Raw genomic sequence first — 7,642 nt, 5'->3', positions numbered from 1 at the left:
CACGATGGCGCGGAGCACCTCGAGCCTGCGGTCGTCGCTCACCCGGTCACCTCCCACGCGACCGTGCCGGCGACGGCCCAGGCCACCCGCCGCCGCAGCATCCGGACGCGGGTGCGCCGGGAGGGGTGCACGTGGGCCGCTGGCGGGCGGCGCGGTGAGCCGGGCGGCGGCACGTCCAGCTCGACGTCGGCCACCACCCCGAGCTGTGGCCGGTCGTGGTCACCGCCCTCGACGGCGCCGTTGAGCCACACCACCCGCAGCTCGTGGCTCTCCGGCTCCACCCGGAGCACCGCGAGGTTGTTGTCGAACCAGGGGCCGGCCACGCCCTTCCAGGTCAGCGACGCCTCCGGGACCTTGGCCGACCGGGCGAGGGCGGCCCCGACCGGGCGGGCCACGCCGTGCGCCAGGACGGCGGTCAGCAGCCGGATGGCGCGAGGCAGCGGGTTGCGGATCGGCGAGCACACTAGCTGCAGCACCCGGGAGCCCCCGGCGCGCTGCACCTCGGTGACGTAGGAGTGGTGGACGTCACCGGAGAGGAACAGCACCGAGGAGGGGGAGCGGCCCCGCCGGCCGTCGGCGACCTCGGTGACCATGCGGGCGACCTGCTCGAAGCCGCCGTTGAACGCGGCCCAGTGCTCCAGGTCGATCACCTGCCGCAACCTCTCCGCCGCGCGGGCCATCAGGGGCCCCCAGCGGCCGTCCACCATCGCCTCGTTCCACGCCTCCAGGTAGTGCAGCCCCTCGGGCAGCAGGTAGGGCAGCGAGGTGCCGACGATGAGGTGGTCGCAGTCCCCCTGCAGCTGGCCGTCCAGCCAGGCCATCTCCTCGGCGTCCAGCATCGAGCGCGCCCCGGGCTCCAGCAGCCGCGCGGCCCGGGAGTCCACGACGACCAGCCGTGCCTCGCCGTAGTTGCGGGCATAGCTCCACCGGTAGGTCTCCGGCTGCCGGTCCACCCGGGCCGCGAACGCCTCCAGCACCTCGGTCAGGTCCACCTCGCCGTCCCCCGCGGACTGCCGGCGGCGCAGCTCGACCCACACCTCGTCGGCAGCCCGCTCGCCGACCGACAGGTTCCCCAGGTGCTGGTACACCCAGTAGGAGGCCAGGCCCGCGACGATCCGCTCGTGCCACCAGCTGGTCGCCTCCATCTCCCGGCGCCACTCCAGCGAGGTGTTCCAGTCGTCCCGCACGTCGTGGTCGTCGAAGATCATCAGCGTCGGCAGCCACGACAGCAGCCACCGCAGCGCCGGGTCGCTCCAGGCCAGCAGGTACAGGTGGGCGTACTCGACGTAGTCCTTCAGCTCCTCCCACGGCGGCTGGTCGGTGTCGCGGCGGGAGGCGATGAACTCCCGCATCTGCCGGCTCGTGGAGTCCGCGTAGACCTGGTCGCCCAGCAGCAGCAGCAGGTCGGGCTCGCCGGCGAACCCGGGCCGCCCGTCCCCGGCCAGCGGGGCCTGCTCACCGGTCGCGAGCGCCAGCCCCCAGCTGCGCAGCGCGTCCACGCCGTGGGTGAGGTGGTGGTGGCGGTCGTGCGGCACCGACGTGCGGCATGACCCGAACGCCAGGTGCAGCGGCTCGTCCTCCACCAGCGTCCGCAGCACCGGGGCCGGGTAGCGGCTGTCCGGCTCCGGCCACACCGGCTGGCCGTCCACCTCCACCCGGTAGCCGACCCGCTCGCCGGGGTGCAGCCCGGTCACCTCCACGAGGGCGTAGTGGTAGCCGTGCACCGCGAACGTCGGCTCCCGCCAGACCCGCTCCGGCTCCCCCTGACGGGCCGGCGGCAGGTGGACGGAGACGGTGCCAGCCGCCTCGGTCTGCACCCACACCGCGGCCGAGGTGGTGTCGACGTGGCGGACCATCGGACCCAGCAGCAGGCGGTTCACCCGGACAGTGTGGCCCATGCACCGGTGGACGGCCTGGGAGCGGGCTGGGGGAACCCGCTGGCCTGTCGGGGAGTCCACTCCCCGTGACAGACTCGACATGCCGCCCGCGGGACAGCCGCAGGCAGACGGTGCACGCCGCAGGGGTTCCCGAGGAGGGGTTGACGTGAGCAGGGCGCAGCAACTGATTGACGCGGCCCGCCAGGTCGCCGGAAACGACCAGGTCCAGCAGTCGCTGGGCGGGGTCGCCGGGGCCGGCGGAGCAGGGCAGGCCGCGGAGGCGTTCGGGCTGGACCCTGGCGACTTCGCCACCCAGCGGGGGGAGGGCACGGCGGCGATCACCCGCATCGTGGCCGAGTCCTCCTCGCTGGACGACGCCGCCGAGAAGCTCTCCCGCAGCTACTTCGAGTCGACCCCGCAGGGGCCGGTGCACGTGATCACGCCGATGGTGATGCCGCGCGGGCGCAAGGTGCGCGCGCTGCTCCCGGTGGTCGCGCTGGTGGTGCTCGGCGTGGTGGGCGGCCTGGCGCTGCTGCCGCTGGGGCTGGCCGGTGCGGTCTTCGGGGTGCACTACTGGGTGATCGTGCTGCTGGTGGCGGCGTTCATGTGGTGGCGTCAGGGCATGGTGATGGTCCCGGAGGGCTGCACGGCGCTGATCTCCCGGTTCGGCAAGGTCGAGGCGGAGGTCGGTGCGGGGCGGGTGACGCTGTGGAACCCGTGGAAGCGGGTCTCCTACATCGTCAACACCACCCGGGAGTACCCGTTCAACGCCCCGATCCGGCAGGCGCCGACCAAGTCGGGGGTGCAGGCCTCGGTCGACCTGTTCCTGCAGTTCCGGATCGTCAGCGCCCGCGAGTTCGTGTTCGTGCTAGGCGCGGTCCAGGGCTTCCAGGACAAGCTCAACAACGCCATCTCCGAGACCACCCGCTCGCTGATCTACGAGCAGGAGGCCTCCGGCATCTACGACCTGGTCGGCGAGAGCACCGCGCGGCTGCTGGAGCAGCTCAACGCCCAGTTCGCGCCCGCGGTCGAGCTGACCACGGCCAACATCACCCACGCCGAGCCGTCCGCGCAGGAGTACCGGATGGACCTGGCGGCCCCCGAGATGGTGCGGGTGGCCAAGGAGGCCTACACCTACGAGTACGAGCTGCAGCTGCGCAAGGAGCAGAACGAGGGCGACCTCAACCGCGACCTGGCCTCCCTCAACGAGACGCTGTCGGCCATCCAGGCCGACATCGCCCGCTACCAGGCGCAGATGGACACCGCCCTGGAGCGGGAGACCAACCGGGCCGAGGCGCTGGCCCGGCAGCGGTTCGTGGAGTCCGAGTCCACCGCCAACGCCAACGCGGCGCTGCTGGAGGCGCAGGCCCTGGACATCCGGGCGATGAGCGCCGCGCTGGCCCCGCAGATCCTCGAGTACCGCTACCAGCAGGACCTGCTGGACCGGCTCGAGGGGCTGGCCGACGCGCTGCCGCAGATGGTGCGCATCGGTGAGGGCGAGGGTGGCATCGACTACCTGCAGCTGGCGCGCGAGCTGGTCGGCGGGGCCGACCAGCAGCTGTTCACCGACGAGGACATGCGCGCCATCCAGGGCCGCCGCCCTGACATCGAGCAGCGGGTGCAGCAGCGCGAGGGCGAGATCGAGCACCTGCTGAAGCCGCCGGAGGCCACCCAGGTCGAGATCGTCAGCGAGGACGACACCGAGACAACGGCCCACCTGCCCGGCGAGGACCGCATGGAGCAGATCCGCCGCTCGGTGAGTGAGCCGGTGGACGTGGAGTCCGCGGAGTCCACGCCACCACCGGACCCCTCCGGCGGGCAGCCGCAGGGTCAGCAGCAGCGAGAGGGGACCACCGATGAGTGAGCAGCAGTGGGACCCGCCCGGGCAGGGCGGTCAGCAGCCTGCGATGTCGCAGCACCGCCAGCAGGGCATGAGCTCGATCAAGGAGGTGCTGGCCTCCTGGGGTGACGTGGCCCGGCTGCTGCGCGGCGGCGAGCAGGGCGCGGTCGTGCCGGTCGTCATCCCCCGCGACAAGCGCGGCCTGCGCTGGACGCTGCTGGTCTGGTTCGCGATCTGGGCGCTGGCCAGCGGCGTCGTGCTGGCGACCACCGACCGGGGCGGCTTCGCCGGTCTCGCGTTCGCGGTCGCGGTGCTGGCGCTGGTGGCCGCGGCGCTGTGGTGGTGGCGCTCCTCCATCGTGGAGATCGAGGAGGGCACCATCGGGGTGCTGACCAAGTTCGGGGCGATCAGCGGGACCGGCCTGCCGCCGGGACGCCACTATCTGTGGCACCCGTGGGCGCGGGTGGCCTATGTCGTCGACGTCACCACCGAGATCCCCTACACCGCGCCGGTGCTCTCCAGCCCCACCCACGAGAACGTCCCGCTGAAGTCCATCGAGTTCTTCCTGCGGTTCCGCATCGTCGACGCGGTCCGGTTCGTGCAGACCATCGGCGCGGGCAACTTCGACCTGGTGCTGGCCAACTCGGTGCAGGACGCGATCCGGCAGCGCAGCCGGCAGGTGCGCACCGAGCAGGCCTACGACCTGCGCGGCAGCGACGTGAAGGACATGCAGGAGCTGCTGAACCGGCAGCTGACCCGGTACGGCGTGCAGATCATGGGCTGCAACATCCCGGACGTGCAGCTGCCCGACCAGTACCGCGAGCACCTCTCCACCCGGGAGCGGGTCTCCAAGGAGCTGGTAGCCTACGAGAAGGAGTGGGAGCTCACCCGCAAGCGCCGCATCGACACCCTGCTGATGGAGATCGAGCGGTCCAAGAAGGTCCGCGACGCCCGGATCGTCGAGGTCAGCGCGGCTCTCAACAAGGCCCGCAAGGACGTCGCGCAGATGCTGGAGGAGCGCGAGACCGAGGCGCAGCGGGTGCGCTGGGAGATCGAGACCCGCGCCCGCACCAACCTCGTCGCGGCCCAGGGCGAGGCCCGCGCGCAGGAGCAGCTGGCCACCGCCTACCGCGACAACCGGGCGGTGCTGGAGTACGAGCTGGCCCGGCGCCGGCTCGACGTCGGTGCCCACCTCGCCGACTCGGCACCGCGGCCGGTGGTGGTCCGCACCGACGGTGGCGGCACCGACTCCTCCGCGCTGTCCACGCTGCTGCTGGCCCAGCTGCTCCCGGGCATGGCCGACGGCGAGCGCGCCGGCAACGGGCACCGGCAGGCCGTCCAGCTGGCCGGTCGGGCTGCCACGGCCGCCTCCCGCGGCCGGGAGGCGGAGCGGTCGACGGAAAGCGGGTGAAGCCGGTCACCGGCAACGGCTAGGTTGACCCGATGACCTCGGCCTACCTGCGCTACCCGCACGTGCGCCAGGACCTGGTCGCCTTCGTGGCCGCCGACGACGTCTGGGTCGTCGGCGCGGAGGGCGGCCGGGCCTGGCGCGTCACCGACGACCGGGCACCGGTGCGCCACCCCCGGATCTCCCCGGACGGGAGCCGGGTGGCGTTCGTCTCCTACCGCGACGGCCACCCCGAGCTGGTCGTGGCCGACCTGGAGGGCGAGCCCTCCCGACGGCTGACCTACTGGGGCGCCCACACCACGACGGTGCTGGGCTGGGCCGACGACGAGCGGGTGCTGGTCGCCTCCAACGCCGGCGAGGCCAGCATCCGGCACCTGGTCGTCAAGGCGGTCGGGCTGGACGGCCGCGCGGAACGGCTGCGGTACGGGCCGGCCTCGGGACTGGCCCTGGCCGGTGACGGCGCGGTGGCGCTGACCACGCCGGGCAGCCGGGTACCGGCGCACTGGAAGCGCTACCGGGGCGGGACCGCGCCGCGGCTGTGGCTGGACCGTCGCGGCGCCGGCGACTGGGAGCGGCTGCTGCCGGAGGACACCGCCGGGCTGGTCGACCCGATGTGGGTCGACGGCCGGCTGCTGGTGGTCTCCGACCGCGCCGCGAGCTTCCCCGACCGGGCCGACGAGCAGGCCAACCTGTGGGTCTGGGACGGGGCGCCCGGCGAGGGTGAGCCGCGCCAGCTGACCCACCAGGGTCCCGAGCAGGGGTACGTGCGCGACGCCGCCAGCGACGGTCACCGGGTGGTGTGGCACAGCCGCGGCCGGCTCTGGCTGCTCGACGGCCTCGACGGTGAGCCACGGCCGCTGCCGGTCACCGTGCCCGGGGCCGCACCGCAGCCGTGGTCGGCCCGCCCCACCGAGCGGCTGCACACCCTGGCGCCCGACCACGGCGGTGACGCCAGCCTGGTCGGCTGGCGGGGCGCGACGTTCTGGCTGGCGCACCGGGAGGGGCCGGCCCGGGCGCTGGTCGCCGACTCGGCCGTCCGCACCCGCGAGCCGGTGCTGCTGGGCCGGACCGGCCGCGCCGCGTTGGTGACCGACGCCGAGGGCGAGGACGCCCTCGAGGTCCACCACGTCACCGGCGCCGAGCCGTCCCGGCGGCTGGCGGCCGGGCAGCTGGGCCGGGTGCTGCACCTGGCTGCCGACCCGGCCGGCGAGCGGCTGGCCGCCATCACCCACGACGGGCGGGTGCTGGTCGTGGACGTCGCCGCGGGCAGCGCGGGCAGTGAGGGCAGTGAGGGCGCTGCCGGCAACGGTGGCGTGCGCCAGGTCGGGCACTCGCCGCAGGGTGAGGCCGAGAGCCCGGGGTTCTCCCCTGACGGCCGCTACCTGCTGTGGTCGCAGCCGACGGCTGAGGAGGCCGAGCTGCACCAGGTGATGGTGCTGGACACCCGCGTCCCGGGTGCCGAGCCGGTCGCGCTGACCTCGGGCCGCTACCACGACCACGACCCGGCGTTCACCTCGGACGGCCGCTACGTGGTGCTGCTGTCCGAGCGCACCTTCGACCCGCAGTATGACCCCCACGAGTTCGCGCTGTCGTTCGCCGGGTCCTCCCGCCCGTGGCTGATCCCGCTGTCGGCGACCGACCCGGCACCGTTCGGGCCCAGCGCCGAGGGCTGGCGGCTCAGCACCCAGGCGCAGGAGCGGGAGAAGGCGGACGCCCGCGCGCGCCGGGACGGCGCCGCGGTGGACGTGGCGGACGCGGCCGGGGAGGAGGCGCCGCCGGCGAGCCCCGAGCTGGACGCCGCGGGCGCCGAGGACCGGATCGTGCCGTTCCCGGTGCCCTCGGCCGAGTACCGTGACCTGCGCCCGGCCAAGGACGGCGTGCTGTGGGTCGAGCAGGAGGCGGCGACCGGCGAGCTGGGGAGCCGCCGGGCCGGGGTGCGCGACGAGGCGCGGCCGGACCGGCTGCAGTACTGGTCGTTCGACAAGCGCCACCTGGAGACGGTCGTGGACAAGGTCGACTCCTACGCCGTCTCCGGCGACGGGGAGCGGGTCGTGGTGCGGCACCAGGACGCGGTCACGGTCTCCCCCGCCACCCACAAGCCGGAGGAGGACGACGGCGAGGTCGTCACCGTCGATCTGGGCCGGCTGCGGCTGCAGGTGGACCCGCTGGCCGAGTGGCGGCAGATGTTCGACGAGTACGCCCGGCTGATGCGCGACCACTTCTGGCGGGCCGACATGGACGGCGTCGACTGGGACGCCGTGGTGGCCCGCTGGCGGCCCGTGGTGGAGCAGCTGCGCAGCCACGACGACGTGGAGGACCTGCTGTGGGAGGTCGGCGGGGAGCTCAACACCTCCCACGCCTACACCATGCCACCGGAGCCGCCCGGCGACCAGGAGCGCCGGCTCGGGCTGCTCGGAGCCGACCTGTCCCGCGCCGAGGGCGGCTGGCGGATCGACCGGGTGCTGCCCGGGGAGTCCAGCGAGCCCGACGCCCGCTCGCCGCTGCGCGCCGCCGGGG

4 protein-coding genes are annotated in these 7,642 nt (G+C 73.9%); 3 read left to right on the top strand and 1 reads right to left on the bottom strand.

All coding sequences use genetic code 11. From position 1 onward, the window contains the following. Positions 1-38: 38 nt before the first annotated feature. Positions 39-1,880: a DUF7800 domain-containing protein gene (locus GFJ45_RS14085; protein WP_228387079.1), complete on the bottom strand. Its 1,842-nt coding sequence runs from the start codon at positions 1,878-1,880 to the stop codon at positions 39-41. Between the two features lie 163 nt (positions 1,881-2,043). Here GFJ45_RS14085 and GFJ45_RS14080 point away from each other — a divergent pair, with 163 nt between their 5' ends. The 3 genes from GFJ45_RS14080 to GFJ45_RS14070 all read left to right on the top strand — a co-directional run. Further along, complete coding sequence (locus GFJ45_RS14080; protein ID WP_153398297.1) at positions 2,044-3,741, top strand: SPFH domain-containing protein; 1,698 nt, start codon at positions 2,044-2,046, stop codon at positions 3,739-3,741. Next, entirely contained in the window at positions 3,734-5,128 is a 1,395-nt protein-coding gene (locus GFJ45_RS14075) for an SPFH domain-containing protein (protein WP_228387076.1), read from the top strand. The genes GFJ45_RS14080 and GFJ45_RS14075 overlap by 8 nt, the downstream gene beginning before the upstream one ends. Before the next feature lie 32 nt (positions 5,129-5,160). Next, the coding region (locus tag GFJ45_RS14070) for a S41 family peptidase (RefSeq protein WP_153398295.1) at positions 5,161-7,642 on the top strand (2,482 nt) is incomplete at its 3' end.

Source organism: Ornithinicoccus halotolerans (genome assembly GCF_009602535.1).
Lineage (GTDB): Bacteria > Actinomycetota > Actinomycetes > Actinomycetales > Dermatophilaceae > Ornithinicoccus > Ornithinicoccus halotolerans.
The sequence above is the reverse complement of the archived record's forward strand: the minus strand, read 5'-3'. Positions and strand labels throughout refer to the sequence as shown.

Coding starts and splice junctions, on each gene's coding strand:
- GFJ45_RS14075 (WP_228387076.1), top strand. CDS start 3,734: ATGAGTGAGCAGCAGTGGGACCCGCCCGGGCAGGGCGGTCAGCAGCCT.